Annotated in this window: 13 protein-coding genes; 3 read left to right on the forward strand and 10 right to left on the reverse strand. The window is 42.1% G+C overall.

Features of this window, described 5'->3' with window-relative positions:
* Positions 1-4: 4 nt before the first annotated feature.
* The 9 genes from JZO85_RS16755 to chvE all read right to left on the reverse strand — a co-directional run bounded on the left by JZO85_RS16755 (position 5) and on the right by chvE (position 11337).
* Positions 5-1375: a glycoside hydrolase family 1 protein gene (locus tag JZO85_RS16755; RefSeq protein ID WP_207109664.1), complete on the reverse strand. Its 1371-nt coding sequence runs from the start codon at positions 1373-1375 to the stop codon at positions 5-7.
* 12 nt (positions 1376-1387) lie between these two features.
* Complete coding sequence (locus JZO85_RS16760) at positions 1388-2179, reverse strand: MurR/RpiR family transcriptional regulator (protein ID WP_207109665.1); 792 nt, start codon at positions 2177-2179, stop codon at positions 1388-1390.
* 11 nt (positions 2180-2190) lie between these two features.
* Positions 2191-4812, reverse strand: coding sequence for a glycoside hydrolase family 38 N-terminal domain-containing protein (locus JZO85_RS16765; protein WP_207109666.1), 2622 nt, complete (start codon positions 4810-4812; stop codon positions 2191-2193).
* A 39-nt stretch (positions 4813-4851) separates the two neighbouring features.
* Positions 4852-5307, reverse strand: coding sequence for a PTS sugar transporter subunit IIA (locus JZO85_RS16770; protein WP_207109667.1), 456 nt, complete (start codon positions 5305-5307; stop codon positions 4852-4854).
* A gap of 15 nt (positions 5308-5322) precedes the next feature.
* Positions 5323-6846, reverse strand: coding sequence for a PTS fructose transporter subunit IIC (locus JZO85_RS16775; RefSeq protein WP_207109668.1), 1524 nt, complete (start codon positions 6844-6846; stop codon positions 5323-5325).
* Between the two features lie 259 nt (positions 6847-7105).
* Positions 7106-7432, reverse strand: coding sequence for a PTS sugar transporter subunit IIB (locus JZO85_RS16780; protein WP_207109669.1), 327 nt, complete (start codon positions 7430-7432; stop codon positions 7106-7108).
* A gap of 11 nt (positions 7433-7443) precedes the next feature.
* On the reverse strand, positions 7444-8649 hold the full coding sequence (gene mmsB / locus JZO85_RS16785) for a multiple monosaccharide ABC transporter permease (RefSeq protein WP_207109670.1): 1206 nt from the start codon (positions 8647-8649) through the stop codon (positions 7444-7446).
* A complete protein-coding gene (mmsA, locus tag JZO85_RS16790; protein WP_207109671.1) occupies positions 8649-10181 on the reverse strand; it encodes a multiple monosaccharide ABC transporter ATP-binding protein in 1533 nt (510 codons plus the stop codon). Before mmsA ends, mmsB begins: the two co-directional genes overlap by 1 nt.
* Positions 10182-10248: 67 nt before the next feature.
* The gene (gene chvE / locus JZO85_RS16795) at positions 10249-11337 is read right to left on the reverse strand and encodes a multiple monosaccharide ABC transporter substrate-binding protein (RefSeq protein WP_207109672.1); all 1089 of its coding nucleotides are present in this window, start codon (positions 11335-11337) and stop codon (positions 10249-10251) included.
* A 220-nt stretch (positions 11338-11557) separates the two neighbouring features.
* Here chvE and JZO85_RS16800 point away from each other — a divergent pair, with 220 nt between their 5' ends.
* Genes JZO85_RS16800 through JZO85_RS16810 form a run of 3 tightly spaced genes read left to right on the forward strand, consistent with a single transcriptional unit; the run spans position 11558 to position 15507 of the window.
* Positions 11558-12523 (forward strand): substrate-binding domain-containing protein, encoded by a 966-nt coding sequence (locus tag JZO85_RS16800; RefSeq protein WP_207109673.1) that lies wholly within the window; start codon positions 11558-11560, stop codon positions 12521-12523.
* Positions 12524-12533: 10 nt separating this feature from the next.
* The gene (locus JZO85_RS16805; protein WP_207109674.1) at positions 12534-13979 is read left to right on the forward strand and encodes a sensor histidine kinase; all 1446 of its coding nucleotides are present in this window, start codon (positions 12534-12536) and stop codon (positions 13977-13979) included.
* Positions 13972-15507, forward strand: a complete 1536-nt coding sequence (locus tag JZO85_RS16810; protein ID WP_207109675.1) for a response regulator — start codon at positions 13972-13974, stop codon at positions 15505-15507. Before JZO85_RS16805 ends, JZO85_RS16810 begins: the two co-directional genes overlap by 8 nt.
* Before the next feature lie 118 nt (positions 15508-15625).
* Here the strand turns inward: JZO85_RS16810 and JZO85_RS16815 are convergent, their stop codons facing one another.
* Positions 15626-18010 (reverse strand): phosphoketolase family protein, encoded by a 2385-nt coding sequence (locus JZO85_RS16815; protein ID WP_207109676.1) that lies wholly within the window; start codon positions 18008-18010, stop codon positions 15626-15628.
* Positions 18011-18019: the final 9 nt, after the last annotated feature.

Raw genomic sequence — 18019 nt, forward strand, 5'->3', positions numbered from 1 at the left:
TCACCTAAAATCCATTCTTTTCACTTACTGCTCTCATCCAGCGTCCGCTCTTCTTCATTGAACGTTCCAGTGTATCTAAATCCAGCCTATAAAACCCATACCGATTTTTATAGCCATTTAACCATGACCAGCAATCCACAAATGTCCAAGCGTGATACCCAAAGCAGTTGCTGCCTTCAACGATTCCTTGATGCAAATAGCTTAAATGCTCTTTCATGAACTCGATTCGATAATCATCTTCGATTTCTCCAGAGTCATTCATGAAACGTTCCTCATCTGCTACCCCCATCCCATTTTCACTCACATACCATGGAATGTTGTTGTATTCTTTCTTCATCATGAGTGCCACATCATACAGAGCTTCGGGATAAATTTCCCAGCCTCGATAAGGATTCATTTTTTTATCCGGCCAGTCATATGCTGCATAAAAATCTGCAGGCATTTCTGCAGGCTTTTTCGGTGCTATAGGTGCCTGCACACGCCGTGGCTGATAATAATTCAAACCGATAAAATCAACTAAGTTTTCTTTAATCAACTCGTGATCGCCCGCCTCTCTCTCCGGTAGCAGGTCATGTTCTGCCAGCAGCTCGGTTAGTTCCTCAGGAATAGTGCCTAACACCGCCGGATCTAAAAAACTGCGAGTATTCAATAAATCTGATTGAAAAGCTGCCAATACATCCTCTTCTACCTCACTCCTCGGGTAAGTAGGAGAAATGTTCAGGATGATACCGATCTCGCTAGTTTGAGTCACTTCTCTAAATATCTTTACCGCTGCCTTGTGAGCGAGCAATGTATGATAAGCAACTTGGATCGCCCGCCGAAAGTCAACGATCGCTGGGTAATGGTACTGATAAAGATATCCGCATTCGACATGGACGATCGGTTCATTAAAGGTTGTCCATTTTTTAACAAGATCACCAAACAATTCGAATGACGTTTTCGCATAAAAAGCAAAGGCTTCAATAGAGCGTCGATTTTCCCATCCGCCCTGATCCATCAGCCACATCGGCATATCAAAATGAAACAGATTAATCATTGTTTCTATCCCATGATCAAGCATAGCCGAAAAGAATTGACGATAAAAATCAACGGCTTCTTGATTGATTGTCTTTCCATCTGGAAGTAGGCGTGCCCATGAAATGGAGGTTCTCAAAGAGTTTAATCCAATATCCTGCATTCGACGGCAATCATCCAAGTAATGATCGTATACGCCAGACGTGATTTCCGGTCCTTGATTTTGATGAAACTTCTCAGGCGCTGTGTGGAACCAATAGTCCCATGTTGTCGCTGCTTTTCCAAAATTTAAACTTTGTCCTTCTGTTTGGGGTGCAGACATTGCAGCTCCCCACAAAAAGTTGTCAGGAAAATTCTTCATGTGTACTCCTTTTTACTTGTGCAATATTTGTTCCGACTCCAGCCATTGAGCGATGGCATCAGAATATAAATGGATGTATCTTTCATAAACCATATCCAGCTGAATAAGGATCGGAATTTGGGGTGAGATATTTCCCAACGCTTCTTCTCTAGTGAAGCTGGCGGCGATCAAGACGACATCTGCATGGGGAATCAGCTGCGAATACCGATTCGACGTGATCAATAAAATCGAGACATTTCTTCCTTTTGCGATCTTCATCGCCTCCAGCAATTCTTCATCATCTCCACGCAAACTTGAAACCACAATCAGTTCATCTTTATTGGCAAAATTGGCCGACATTAAAATGGAGTTCTCATCCGCGATCACTCGCACATACTTGCCCACTCTGGAAAACTTGAATTGAAAATCAGCGCCTGCATAGGAATTAAAGCCTTTGCCAAAAAAATGAATGATTTTATGCTGATGGAGCAGTTCGCAGAAGGCATCTACCACCTCTTGCGAATAGTTGCTGTCGCTGCGTGTCGCGAGCGAGTGATAGGCTGCTGTTATCTTTGATGACACTGACAGGCTTGAAGCTTCGTTATCTAAAGAAAGCTTGTATAGAAAGATCAACTCCTTGTAGTTACTCAATCCGATCTTTTTGCAAAATCTTGTAATAGAGGATTTTGATACAGCCAGATGCTCTGATAATTTATCAATCGTCATTGCTGCCTGTTTACTTAAAAGATAATCCGCGATCACCTGCTCTACAGATGTAAAATTCAACCGACAGGACTCAATTAAAATGAAAATGTCTTCTTGCATATGATTTCTCCTCAATCAACGATATGGATCGTCTTTATTTCTCCTGGTTTAAAGGTTCCTAGAGGAATAATATCATTTTTTTCTGTTGAAGAAACAGCATTGCCCTTAAGATCCACAAATGTATAGCTCATTTCATGTGATCCTTTAATTATTTCGCCATTAACTTCCTGGCAAAAATCTGGATTATACACGCGAATATCAAATCCGGCTTCATCCATCGTTTTTACCAATGAACTGAAAACCAGCTTGTCGCTGTCAAAGACGATGCCCTCTTGCACAGCCACTTTATTTTTTAAAGGATTTGATACAAAATATTTCAGTGTTGTAGTGAAACGATTCAACTCCTGAATCTGATAATAGGGAGTGCTCATCGCGTAATTTAAATAGTCCTTGCTAAGTTTGGCTGGCTGATAATTTTTATCCAGCTGAAGTGCAAACTTGAAGGTCAGTTTTTTCTTTAATTGACTATCTGGTGTCGGAATATACTTGAACTCATTTCCTGAAGCTATCCCCGGACGTCTAAGCAGGTCGGGACGACCCAGATAACCAACCGAGCGAAACAGTGTCAAAGCAATCGTCTGGAAGTCTTCTCCTACGAATTGATATTCTTTGATTCCCTTGCTGAAGACCGTCCAGCTGGATGTCGGAGTATGGCTGTTAACATACGTTAGCATCGGAAAAATCGCGGTTGGTTCCTCTCGCCAGCCCAATTCCCTCCAATCATCAATGTGGCGATCCACGACCGCTCTTTTTATGGTGCCGAAAGGGGTATCTGTATACGAAAAATCATTTTTATTTGGTGTATCAATTAATACCCTCATCCGATGATCGCTAGCCTGATTTTCGATCTCTAAATGAAATTGAATCTGATGACTGTTCTTCATCAGTTCAATTGTCAGTTGATACGGGATCACTTGTGTTCTTTTTTTCCATTCACGTTCTTGTATATCTTTGGCAATGTTCCATTCACCATTAAAGACCAATTTAGACCGTAATGTGTTCTGTGTCGCTTCACAGCTTGCTTCAGCTAAATCCAGCCGATAGCTATGATCTGTATAAGGAGGCGAATAATCGTAGGTATCTCCTTCATCGCCGCTATCTTCAAATGCTAAAAAGTTTTTGTAGGTCGTTCCTTCTTTTCGATCTATTAAAGACAACTCGCCGGCCTCAAAAATGATTTGATAATCGGCGTTTTCAATTGAGTGTCTCGAACTCTTTTTCGACGACTCTTTATTGTTCTGCACCGTATTCTCAACTACTTGATAGGTCACAAAGCTGAGGGCAGGGATTTCCACTTCGACTAGCAATTCATGAATAAAATAATAATTAGCCGGATCTTGATCCGTTTCTTCTCGACGAATGGAGCCGGAAAACTCCTTTCGAGTCCTTATCAGTTCAAATGGAACCATGCTTCCGTCCTTCTCCATTGAGATAGCTGCAAATGGCGTGGAAACTTCACACTTCATTACTTTTTTATTTTTCCAAGGCAGCGTATTAAAGACAATCAACTCATTCTCGGATAGATTCATTCGCGATTCAGAAATTTTTCTAGTCAGATAATCAACTAATGAGTACGAAAGCTGATCTGCTTCTACAAAGCGATCTGTAATAATCTGATTGGTCTTATCACTATTGCACCCTCCCGCTGAATCATGGGCGTGATTCTTATTCAGCAGCTTCCAAATTCGATCTAGTAATCCTTTTTTATAGGGTATCCCACATTTTTCCGCCATCACCATTAAAGGTTCTGCTTGATAGATCATTCTGCGTTCAACTTTGTCGTTTAAGTATTTATGATCATAACGTGAGGAATAGATGGAACGATGAATTTTTGAAACAGAACTAGAAATAAATTCGCCTTCGACCACCGAAAGTTCATTCTCACTGATTGCGTCAAAAAAACGATCGTAACTACTCTCAATTAACTCGACATTTTTTAATTTTTGGTTATATACCTCTATCCGTTCACGTAAATTGAAATCAATATATCGTTGATCTCCGCCCACTGGTAATACGAGGTCCTCGCCAGTAGCTCCCTCAGAAATCGTTTCGACTAGTGAATCAGCGTCCTCAGAATAAATCAAACCAACTCCCACAAAATAACCATTTTTTATATTTGAGGTCAAAACACGTGAGCCATCCTCCGCGTTCCAATGAAATTCGCGCTTCGTCGTGACCTCATTCGGCACTCCTCGCCAAAAAACAGCTTGCTGGATTCCAAATCCATTGTAAATTTTTGGCATATCTTTGCTCTGTCCAAAGGAATCCGGCAGGTAACCAATATTCATATAGCCACCTAGTGATTCAGCCAGTTTCATCCCTAGATTTAAGTTTCTGATGATTGACTCGCCACGAACGATCAGCTCATCCGTTTGGGTGTACCATGGCCCGATAGCTAATTTACCGCTTTTGACTAATTGCGCTAAACGTTCTTCTTGTTCCGGGAAACTGGTTAAATAATCCTCTAAAATACTCATTTGACCATCCAGCAAATAATAATCAATTTGCTCTTCTTCTAATGCCTGCATCACTTCATCCAAATGATAAGCCAGTTGAACAAACGATTCATTTGTGGTGAAATACCATTCAAAATCCCAATGCGTATGATGTATTACATGAACTTTTCTTTGCATAAATGCCATCCTACTCGTAAAATATTCTTTCTTAACTCGTTACTTAAAGTCAATTTGATCAATGATTTCAGTCAACGCTGCCGGATCATCCTGCTGCAGGACACCGTCGCGAAAGTCTTTATCAATTAATTTTCTAGCGATCAAGCTTAGCAATTTTAAGTGCTCGGTCGCTCCTTCTTCAGGAATAGTCAATCCGAACGCCACCTTGACTGGCTTTTGATCCAATGCGTTCCAAGGAATTTCCTGACTGAATTTGATCAAAAATAAGCCTGGTTTCTTGTTTACACTGCTTTTGCAATGGGGGATTGCAATATGATCCTTGAAGCCTGTCGTCGCCTCTTTTTCTCTTGCTTTTAGCCCTTCAAAATATACTTGCTCATCGGAGACGAAGCCTGAATCAAACGCAAATGTAGCAATCCTTTTAAAAGCCTCCTCCTGAGTAGTCGATGTTTCATCAAACAATATATGGTCTTGATTAAATACTTCTCTGTTCATTTTTCCTCTACCTGCCTATTCGTTTACTGTTTCCATTAAATGATCTTGCTCTTCTTGCTCCACAATACTATCTTCTACTACCTGTTTTCGTGTGAAACCAATCAATAAAGCTGTTGTCAAAATCCCCGCGCTTACACATAAAATCCATGTGATAAAAGGAACCGGCTGCTCAATATAACCAATAAATGTTCCTAAGGGCGACCCGATCCCACCGTAAAACTTGCATCCGGTAGCTGCCGCTAACCCTCCGGCAACCGCAGATCCAACCACATTAGAGAAAATCATGCGAATTGGGTCCGCCGCGACAAAAGGAATGGCACCTTCAGTCACACCTACGATCCCCATACCAAAAGCTGCACTGGCTGCGATCTTCTCATTTTTTGAGAATTTCTTTTTGAATAGGATCGTCGCTAACCAAACCCCTAAAGGCGCAACCGAAATAGCAGCTTGCGTCGCTGTTCCAGGAACGAAATTCGCACCCTCAATCCCATATTTTGTCAACGTATCAGTGAAAATCGCTGTTCCAAATACCAAGGCTGTTTTATTGATTGGTCCGCCCAAGTCAAATCCAATCATCGCTCCACAGATTGCCCCGATTAAGATCGGCGCCCCTGCATAGTTATTGTTTAGATTGGTTAACCCTTGATACATCGCGTCCATTCCAATAGCAATCGGATTACCGATGATGTACAGGACGATCAACGTAATAATAGCTGTCGCGATAAATGGAATAATCATAATCGGTACAATAGGCACCAGCAATCTTGGCCATTTGATTTTCTTCAAGCCCTTAACAAGATATCCAACAATAAACGCTACTACAATCGCACCAATAAAACCGCCGCCAGCTTCTGTATTAAGAAATTCTGGATCATTTACAAGATAGGCACCAATCATCGCTGGAGCAATTGCTGGCTTGTCCGCAATCGAATTCGCCACAAATCCGGCGAATAATGGGATCATCAGCTTGAAACCAATTTGACCCACATAAAACAGCTTAGACATCAGAAAGCCCATCTGTGTTTTATTATCAAAACCCCAATTAACAATTCGACCTAAATCATCTTTTTGAAACGCATACAAATTCGCAATTGTTAAAATCAAACCAGCTGCGATAACCATCGGCACCATGTAAGAGATACCGCTCATGATATGGGTGAAGAAGTTGACTTTTTCCTTATCATTTCCTATTTGGATCTTTCCGACCTTCGAACCTTTTTTTCCAAAAACCTGAGCCTCTTCAAATGCTTGATTGATCAGCGCCTCTGAATCTTCGATCGCTGGAATCGATTTTGTCACAAAAAGTCGCTTACCGGTAAAACGGATTGGATCGATTTTGATATCTGAAGCAACAATGACTACGTCTGCTTGTTCGATATCCTCGGCTGTTAAAACATTTTCAGCTCCAATAGCTCCATTTGTTTCAACTTTGATCCCATACCCCATTCGTTTAGCTGCTTGTTCTAGTGACTCCGCGGCCATGTAGGTATGTGCGATCCCTGCCGCACAAGCTGTCACCGCAACAATTTTTCTCTCCATTTTGATGAACCCCCATCTATTTATTTTCAATATGAAGAGTAACTTATTATTGATTATAATTAAAGCGTTTTCGATCTTTTGGGTACTAGTACCAGCATTTAGATTATTATTGAGATTTATTTCATATAATCTTGTTCAGTAAATATAAACAAATAACACCCGTGATCGCAAAATGCTAAATCACAGGTGTTAAAATTAGTCTTTTTTTTGTTAGATAACTAGCTGTGAACAGATTCAACACACAGTATCAATTCTACTTTCACATGAAGCTTGCGACAATATCCTCCAGCACCGCCTCCCCATCCAAGGTTTCATAATCTTCTTTTTTGATCATTTTGTAGGTGACGGCCTTATAATTCAAAAAGTCTTTCAGGCGGTTCACCTCATATTCTGATTGCGGACCAATCATTAGTCCGTCAATTTGCTGATTTTGAATCGCTTGTTCCGCGATAATCGCAGGAGCTGAGTAGACTCGAATGGGAATCTGCTGCTCATCTGCGGCTGTTTGAATATTTTTTACTAACAGGCCGGAGGTGATTCCTGCTGTACAAATGAGTAGGATACGTTTTGCTTTTTCTTCAGTCATACTGTCGCCCCTTATGAGATTTTGCGTTTCTTATTATAAATATCTAGTACAACGGCAAGCAGTAAAATCAAGCCTTTGATTGCCTGCTGCCAGTCTACACCGATTCCTAAGATCGACATCCCATTATTCAGTACACCCATTACCAAGCCGCCGACGATCGCCCCGGTGATGGTACCGATACCGCCTGAAGTTGATGCTCCGCCGAAGTAAACTGAAGCCATCGCATCTAACTCTAGAGAAGTTCCGGCTTGCGGTGTCGCTGCATTTAACCGAGCTGCTAGAATTAATCCAGCTAGCGCCGCCATCATTCCCATATTGACAAAGACCCAGAAGGTGATTTTTTTCGTTTTGATCCCGGAAAGCTGAGCGGCTTTAAGATTGCCACCAGTTGCATAAATCTGACGTCCCGCCACCGTACTATTTGTCAAAAATCCGTAAACACCAACGATCACTCCTAAGATGATCAAGATGATCGGGAATCCTTGATAAGACGCGAAGATATAGCTCATTCCTAAAACGATCACTACAGTCAAAATAGATTTGAAAATGAAGGCGTTCATGGAAGGGACTTCGAATAAATTCTTTTTACGTTTTTCTCGCGCCTTCCATTGGAAGAAAACTAAACCTACAGCTAGGACCAATCCTAAAAGAAGGGTCAAAAAGTGCATGCCTGAAGAAGAAACCATGATCTCTGGCAGATAGCCTGTTGAGATTTTTTGGAACGCTCTAGGAAATGGTGCTAACGATTGTCCACCGAGAACAACTTGTGTCAGGCCTCGGAACATCAATAACCCGGCTAAGGTAACGATGAATGCGGGAATTCCTACATAAGCGACCCAAAAGCCTTGCCAAGCACCGATCAAAGCGCCAATAGCCAGACAAACAGGCACGGCGATCCAAGGACTCATGTGGTTGTTGACCATCATCATCCCAGCGATTGCCCCGACAAAAGCCATGACCGATCCAACTGATAAATCAACGAATCCTAACAATACGACTAAAAGCATTCCCGCCGCTAAAACTAAAATATGACTGTTCTGCAAGACGATATTTGTGATATTCAGCGGTCGTAGAAAAATTCCGCCGGTCATTAATTGAAACGCGAACAATAATGCGATCAAGATGATGACCATACTATATTTACTAAAAATATCTAATAGCTTTTCTTTTATATTGATACTGCCTCTTTCTTTACTTCCCTTCGTTGCATTCTCCATTAGGATACTGCCTCCTCTTCCATCGTCATCAAGTTCATCAATGTTTCTTGATCCGCATCTGCGCGCATCACTTCGCCAGTCATCGTTCCCTCATTCATCGTATAGATACGGTCACACATCCCGATGATTTCTGGCAGCTCTGAGGAGATGATGCAGACACATTTTCCTTGTGCGGCCATTTCTTCAATAATGGTATAAATCTCGTATTTCGCTCCCACATCGATTCCTCGAGTCGGCTCGTCTAGAAAAAGAACATCTGGTTCTGTCATCAGCCACTTCGCTAATACAACTTTTTGCTGATTCCCGCCGCTTAGGCTGCCGACATTTTGAAAGACATTATTGGCTTTGGTCCGCATTTTCTTGCGGTATTCCTCTGCTTCAGTGACTTCCTTTTCCTTATCCAGGATGCCGCTCTTGCTTATTTTCCCTAGGCTGGCAATCGTTGTATTTTCACGAATATCCATTAATAAGTTCAAGCCCAGTGCTTTACGGTCCTCGGAAACATAAGCTAATCCATTATGTATGGCTTGAGAAACATCTTTGATTTTTATCTCTTTTCCATCTTTATAAATTTCACCGCTGATATTACTGCCGTATGAATTGCCGAAGATGCTCATGGCGAATTCTGTTCTGCCTGCCCCCATCAATCCAGCGATACCCACAATTTCTCCCCGTCGAATAGTGAAGTTGATGTGATTGTTCATTACCCGCGCTGTATCGATCGGGTGATGGACAGTCCAATCCCTTACCTCAAAGGAAACTTCGCCAATATTCGGATGACGATCCGGGTAACGATTGGTGAGGTCTCGCCCTACCATCCCTTTGATGATTCGTTCTTCATTGATGTCTTCATTTTCTAGGGTCTCAATGGTTTGCCCATCACGTAAAATAGTAATGCGATCAGCCACATCAACGATCTCATTTAATTTATGGGAAATGATGATGGACGTGATTCCTTGATTGCGAAATTCCTTGATCAATTCAAGCAAATTTGCGCTTTCTTCTTCATTCAAGGCAGCGGTGGGCTCGTCTAGAATGAGCAGACGGACATTTTTAGAAAAGGCCTTTGCAATTTCAACTAATTGCTGATGCCCCACACCGATTTGAGAAACGAGGATATTTGGATTGATTTTTAAGCCTACTGTTTTTAACAGGTTCTCTGTTTTTCGTTCAGTCAGATTCCAATCAATGATGCCGTGTTTTGTTTGTTCATTTCCTAAAAAAATGTTTTCTTTGATAGACAGATACGGACTTAACGCTAATTCCTGATGAATGATTACAATTCCTTTGTCCTCACTGTCTCGCAGTCCCTTGAACTGACAAGTCTCACCGTCATAAATAATATCGCCTGAATAATTGCCATAGGAATACAACCCGCTTAGAACATTCATCAGGGTCGACTTTCCAGCACCATTTTCACCGCACAGCGCGTGGATCTCTCCTCGTTTGATACTCAGATTTACGTCATCTAAGGCACGAACACCGGAGAATTCCTTGATGATGTTTTTCATTTCTAAAATATAATCGGCCATTTCTCCACTTCCTTATTAAGAGGATCGAGAAAAGTATGATCAGCTCTCATACTTTTCTCGTCCTGTTCTATTCGTTCAAATCTTTTTCTTTGTAGTATTTTGTATCGATCAGTTCTTGTTTGTAGTTTTCCTTATCGACAGAGACTGGTTTGGCTAAATACGTCGGAACTACTTTTTCACCATTGTCATAAGTTTCCTTGTCATTAACAGGAACTTTTTTATCGTCGTGGATTGCTTCAATCATCTCTACAGTGTTATCTGCTAAAATTCGTGTATCTTTGAAAATGGTTTCCGTTTGTTCTCCAGCGATGATTGACTTCACACCGGCAACTGTCGCGTCTTGTCCAGTGATAACTGGCAGTGGTTTGTCTCCTGAGCCATAGCCCACGCCTTTTAATGAAGAAATGATTCCTAGACTGATTGGATCATAGGGTGACAGAACAGCATCTAATTTCTTGTCTGTATAGTTAGCACTTAACAAATTATCCATCCGTGATTGGGCTGTTGAGCCATCCCAACGCAGTGTCGCGATTTGGTTGAATTTCGTTTGCCCAGAAGGAACGGTTAACTGTTTGCTGTCAAAATACGGCTTGAAGACAGACATGACCCCGTTATAATTGATCAGTGCATTATTATCATCCGGCGAGCCGCCAAATAGTTCGATATTGTAAGGTCCCTTGCCTTCTTTCAGCCCTAGTTTTTCCTCGATATAAGAAGCCTGTAACACACCCACGCTAAAATTATCGAAGGTTGCATAATAATCGACATATTTTGAATTCATCAATAAACGGTCATAGGCGATGACTTTGATATCTGCCTGATGCGCTTTTTCCAATACATCTGTTAATGCTGAGCCATCAATAGAAGCAATGACTAATGTATCCACACCCTTCGTGATCATGTTTTCGATTTGAGCGACTTGGTTCTCTACTTTGTCTTCTCCATACTGTAAATCGGTTTTGTAGCCTTTCTTTTTCAATTGCTTCACGATATTGTTCCCATCAGCGATCCACCGTTCAGCCGATTTTGTCGGCATTGAGACTCCGACATAGCCCTTATCTCCTCCAGAAGCACTTCCTTTGCCGCAAGCAGCTAATGTTGATAGCGCCACTAATGCAACTGCGGCAACTAACATTTTTTTGAACCCTCGTTTCATATCTTTCCCTCCAAAACATATTTGATAGATACAGTGTACGTTTTGCGGCAAACGCTTTCATTGATATTTTTTTCTAGTTTCTTGAAAAAAAGCGGGAGATTTTTTTAATCGAGACGTTTTCTTGGATTTTTTTGGTTGATTCTTGACTTTCTTTTGAAATGATCGGACATGTTAGAATAAAGTGTGGAAGCGCTATATAATGAAGGAAAGGAGGGATCGAGTGAAAAAAATCAAAGTGATTCTTCTGATTTGTTTTTGTCTCCTGCTTACAGGGTGTCAAAAGGAAGAATCGGCAGAAGCCCCTAGAGAAATCACGATCGGCTTCGCTCAAGCCGGCACAGAAAGCAACTGGCGGAAGGTCCAAAATCAATCCATTACCGATGAACTGGAAAAACAAAATTACCAGGTGATGTATCGCAATAGCTTCTCTGATCCAAAACAGCAATTTCAGGATGTGATGACCTTCATCGCCTACCAAGTAGATTTGATCATCCTTTCTCCGATCCAAGAAAACGGCTGGGAGCCCATTTTAGAAGAAGCCAAGGAGGCCAAGATTCCGGTAATCATCGTTGATCGAAATATTGCTACAAATAGATCGGATCTCTTTTTGACTCACATTGGGTCCAGCTTCAAGGCACAAGGCGGAAGAGCCGGCCTCTATGTAACGAACCATTTTCAAAAAATGGAAAAAGAAGCGATCGATGTTTTCGAGATTAAAGGGACAGAGAATACCTCTCCGACCAGACTCCGCCATGACGGATTTACTGAAACGGTTGGTCGTGATCCGCGTATTCAAATCACTCAAACGATCACAGGGGATTTTATTCGTCTGAAGGCAAAGGAAGAATTTTCTAAAGCCATCGACGCAGGAAAACTGGAGGGAATTGACGTTCTTTACTCTCACAACGATGAGATGACACTTGGAGCGCTGGACGCGTTGGAGGAGCATAAGCTCGAAAACAAATTCGTGATCGTGAGCATCGATGCCCAAAAAGAAATGATCGATCTGCTGAAGCAGCGTAAAATCAATTGTGTTGTAGAGTGCAATCCTTTTATGGGGGAGCTTGTCGCCAATACTGTAAAGCGTTATTTTGCTGGCAAAACAATCTCAGAAGACATCTATGTATCGGATACTGTTTTTTCTGATCAAAACTCTCTATCAACGATTCCGCCAAGAAATTATTAGGAGGCAGCTGATGAAAAAACAGACAACTATCAAATCACTCCTTCAACGTATCAGCTGGCTGATGCTGGTCCTATCGATCGTGCCCTTGATCATCAGCATCTTGATCTACACGCGCTACCTCTTTGCTTACGAGCGCAGTGTCGGAAATATCTCTGAAGCTAACCGAATCGCTAATGAAGTGGAAGAAAAGATCATGGAGGAGGCATGGAGCCTCACCTATGGCCAGTTGACTCCAGCAGAGTTCGAAAAAAGCAATAGTGTCAATCGGATCAAGAAGGAAATCAGCCAAATTAAAAAAAATACCCAAAGCTCGCAAGAACGTGCGACCTTGAATATCGTCAATCGGTCTCTGGACAATGTAAACAATTATCTAGAGAAAATCGTGAAGAACATTGAAACAAATACACCCTTCGACGAAAATCAAGAACTGATGGTCCATGTCGAGTCCGCAACCAATTTAGTCCATGACATTCTCCAAGATTTTGTCAATGTTGAGATTAAGCTGGCAGCCAACCATAGCCAGCAAGTCCGGCACTCAATCATCATTCTTTCCGTGATCGAAGCTGCGATCATTGTCATTATCATCTTCTTTTCAAGGAACACCAACAAACGCTTGATCCAGCAGATTCAGCAGCCGATGGAGGAAATGATCAATATGGCGGATTCCTTATCTGACGGGAAGCTCAACTATCGGATCACCACCTTGCCAGGCAATGAGCTGCGCAAACTAAGCACCAGCATGAATGACATGGCAGATAACTTGGTGGTACTGCTAGAAGAAAATGCCTTGAAGCAATACAATCTCGCACAAAGTGAAGTACGTGTCCTGCAAGCCCAGATCACGCCGCATTTTATCTATAATAGTCTGGATGCAATTTTAGTGCTAGCCGAGATGGGAGAAAGCGAGAAGGTCAAAGAAATGACCTATGCCCTCTCCGACTTTTTCAGAATATCCTTAAGTCAAGGACAGGATTGGATTCCAGTTGAAAAGGAAATCAAGCACATCAGTGATTATCTCATCATTTTACAAATCCGTTATGGCGATGCACTGACCTATTCGATCGAAGTTGAGGAGAAAATAAAAAATTATTCCATGTTAAAAATGATCCTGCAGCCGCTGATTGAAAATGCGGTCTATCACGGGACGAAACTCGTTCGCCGAACAGGGAAAATCATTGTTCAAGCCTTTTTAGATGATCACGATTATATCCATTTCTATATTATTGACAATGGAAAAGGCATTCCGGCGGAGAAATTAAAGGAAATCAATGAAGAACTGAAGGAAGGGGTCGATACAGATTTTAAAGAAGGTTATGGGCTATTTAACGTCAACAAGCGGCTGCTGCTCTATTATGGGAAGCAAGCAAAAATCGAGATCACTAGTATTGTAGAAACCGGCACCACCGTCCACGTGATTATCCCAACTATGCAAAAAGGAGTCTCAGAACATGTATAAGGTCTTTATTGCCGAAGATGAATATCTCATTCGTGAATCGTTAAAACGAAATTTAATACAGCTTTCCGAAAAAATACCGATCGAGGTCGTTGGGGAAGCCGAGGATGGTGAAGTCGCACTGTCTATGATTCTTGAGCTGCGCCCAGATATTCTGCTGACAGATATTCGGATGCCCTTCATGACTGGCATTGAGCTTTCACAGGAGGTTAGACAAACTCTGCCGGATATCCAAATCATTTTTATCAGCGGCTTTGACGAGTTCACCTATGCCAAGGCTGCTATCCACCTGCAGGTCACTGAATACCTGCTAAAGCCGATCAAGCCTGAAGAATTAGCAGACAGTCTGAAAAAGGCGGTCTCCCGCTTAGAACAGAAAAAAACGCCGGCAGTCGTGGATTCTTACTCCTTTGACGTACAAAAAAATCTGTATTTGAACACGGTGTTTGGGAATCAATCCACCTTATCAGAGGCGATCGAAGAAGCGCGGCAGCTGAATAGACAAATTGCGGGGAAAAAATTTCTCGTCCTGCTGATTGCTAACCATATCAACAAAAATTTTGCTGATTATGAGCGCTTTCGAGGAGAAATGGCTGAGCGATTCGAAGAAGATGAGAATATGCTTTTTTCATGTCTCTCCTCCCGCTTCATCAAGATTCTGCTCTTTCATACAGATGAGGAGGAGATCCTGCGCAAAGCGGATCAAGTAGCTGTCACACTGTATACCGACCTGAATACTGAGGAATCCAAACTTGTTGTCGCAGTTGGAAATCCCGTTGGTCGGATCAGTGAGATCCAAAAAAGCTACGAGACAGCTAAAAATCTATTGGAATATTCTCTGATCCAGACAAAGCAAACAATCCTGCATTACCAAGACTTTGATCGGAAATTGAATAAGTACGAGGAAGTGATTCACCTGCAGGAAAAAATCGACCAGATCAGCAATCAAGACATCCCTTTACTCGTTGAAGAACTGCTTGAAAAAACAGACAAAGATGAAAATTCTTTGCTGTTTCGCCTGATCCTGCTCAATGAGCTGAATCAGTTAGCTGAGGAAAAGAATGGTCAAGTGAAGGAAACCTTCGCTGTAGCGTCACCAACAAAAGCATCTGCCATCATTTCAGAGCCCATGCTGTTTAGAAATTACCTGAACCAAATCCTAAGCTTTTTAAAAAGAACCATTATCGATGAACGGATGGGACAATATCGCGATCTCTTGGATCAAGCGACTCTCTACATTAAACAGCATTTTTCTGATACGGAATTATCCTTAGGCAGTGTGGCTGCCCATATTAATCTAAGCAGTTCTCATTTTAGTACGATTTTTTCTCAGGCCCTTGGAAAAACGTTTATTGAATTTCTGACTGAGCAGCGATTGAACGAAGCCAAACGATTGCTCAGAGAAACCGATTGGAAGCTGTCGAACATTGCAGCAGAAATCGGTTATAACGACCCTAATTATTTTAGTTATATCTTTAAAAGAAAAGAAGGCATCTCACCAAAAGAATTTCGGAAGAAACAATTGCATTAATTAAAAAATAGCGGGACAAAAAAAGGCGTCTGATTTTCAAAGAAGCCCACTCTCGCCGTTTATTCGCAAAAAAGGAACCGAGACATATAAATGTCTCGGTTCCTTTTCTCTTGTCAGCTTAACTGAAATGATATTCTTTACGTTTTAATGCTTCCCATTTCCAATTCTCAACCTCTGGAATGTCCTGTCCTTCTGTGCGAATAAAGTCATGGTGTTTTGCTAATGTTTCATCCATTTGAGCAGAGAATGCTTCTGCTTCCTTAGCATACACTGCGTTAGCAGCATCTTGTGCCAAGTGGAAGCGATCCAATTCGCTGAATACACGCATATCAAACGGTGTCGTAATATCTCCATTTTCACGATAGCCGTGAATATGCAGGTTGTGGTTGTGACGATCGAAGAAGATGTCGCGCACCATACCTTCATAGCCATGGAAAGCAAAGACAATTGGTTTATCCGCAGTAAAGATCGCATCGAACTCTTCGTCTGTCAGACCACGAGGATCAATATCAGGATGACGTAGTTTCAAGATGTCTACCACGTTGACGAAGCGGATCTTCAAATCAGGGAACTGATTATTCAAGATTGATACCGCCGCTAAAGCTTCAAGGTTCGGTTCCGTACCAGCTGCTGCGATCACAAGATCTGGTTCGTCTCCATTATCTGTACTTGCCCAATCAATGATCTTCAATCCTTTTTCTACCAACTCTTCTGCTTCATCAGCTGAATAGAATTGCGGACGCGGGTGTTTACTTGAAACGATCAAGTTGATTACTTGCTTGTCCTGCATTGCTTTATCCATTACCGCCATCAAGCTGTTGGCATCAGCTGGCAGGTATTCGCGGATAAATTCCGGTTTCTTCTCAGCCAAGTGTGTCAATACGCCTGGATCTTGGTGTGTATAGCCGTTATGGTCTTGCTGGAATACTGTTGAAGTGGCGATCAAGTTCAACGCTGGGTATTCCTTATGCCATGCGTGAGCACTAGCTTTACGCATCCATTTGAAATGCTGCGTCAACATTGAATCAACAACACGCAAGAATGATTCGTAGCTGGCAAAGAAGCCGTGGCGTCCAGTCAATACATAGCCTTCTAAAAAGCCTTCCGCTTGGTGCTCAGATAATTGGCCATCGATTACACGGCCAACAGAAGATTGCCATTCATCCGTACTGTTTTTTGGTTCCATCCATTGACGATTCGTCACATCAAATACTTTGTTCAATCGATTGGATTTTGTTTCATCTGGTCCAAAAATCCGGAAGTTCGTCGGATTTTCAGTAATCATATCCCGCGCCTGCTGACCAAAGATGATCATATCTTGAGCCATCACCGCACCTGGTGTGGTCGTATCAATAGCATATTGCTTCCAATCAGGCATCTTCATTGGTTGTGGATCGATTCCGCCATTTGTGATCGGATTCGTTGACATACGGTGATCGCCTTTTGGTGAAATTTCTTTCAACTCAGCAATGATCTTGCCGTTTTCGTCGAATAATTCTTCTGGGCGGTATGATTTCAACCACTCTACTAATTTATCCGCATGTTCCATGTCTTCTGAACCGACTGGGATTGGCACTTGGTGTGCACGGAAGGTTCCTTCTAATTGTTCGCCATCCCACGTTTTCGGACCTGTCCAGCCTTTTGGCGTACGGAACAAGATAACCGGCCATTGCGGCATCGCAGCATCTTCCGCTTTGCCTTTACGTGCTTCTGCTTGGATCGTTTTGATCTCTGTAATAACCTTGTCTAAGGTTTCAGCCATTACTGGGTGAACCTTTTCAGGGTCTGTACCTTCTACAAAATAAGGTTTCCAGCCTAAGCCTTCAAAGTATTTTTGTAAATCTTCATCGCTCTTGCGAGATAGGATTGTTGGGTTAGAAATTTTTCCGCCATTTAGATAAACGATCGGTAATACTGCCCCATCGTTTACTGGGTTGATGAATACATTTGAGAACCAGCCGCCAGCCAATGGACCAGTTTCAGCTTCTCCGTCACCTACGACTGTCGCTGCGATCACGTCTGGATTGTCTAAAATCGCACCGGTCGCATGAGACAAGGCATAGCCAAGCTCGCCGCCTTCATGAATCGAACCAGGTGTTTCTGGTGCAGCATGGGAAGCGATCCCGCCTGGGAATGAGAACATTTTGCATAATTTTTTCAATCCGTCTTCATCTTCAGTGATCTCAGGATAAATCTCGGTATAGCTGCCATCGATGTATGAGTTAGACACCATCACTTGACCACCGTGACCTGGACCTTCGATATAAAACATATTCAAATCGTATTTATTGATTGCTCGGTTTAAGTGAGCGTAAAGGAAGTTCTGTCCTGCGATCGTTCCCCAGTGACCGATTGGATGAGCCTTCACGTCTTCTTTTTCAAGTGGTTTTCTTAATAATGGATTGTCCTTTAAATACATCTGCGCAACTGAAATATAGTTGGCTGCGCGCCACCAAGCATCGACTTTACCTAGGTACTCTTTTGAATCAAAATTAGCTGCCATTCGTAAAAC

Origin of the sequence: Candidatus Enterococcus murrayae, assembly GCF_017315985.1 — a bacterium.
Classification (GTDB): domain Bacteria; phylum Bacillota; class Bacilli; order Lactobacillales; family Enterococcaceae; genus Enterococcus_A; species Enterococcus_A murrayae.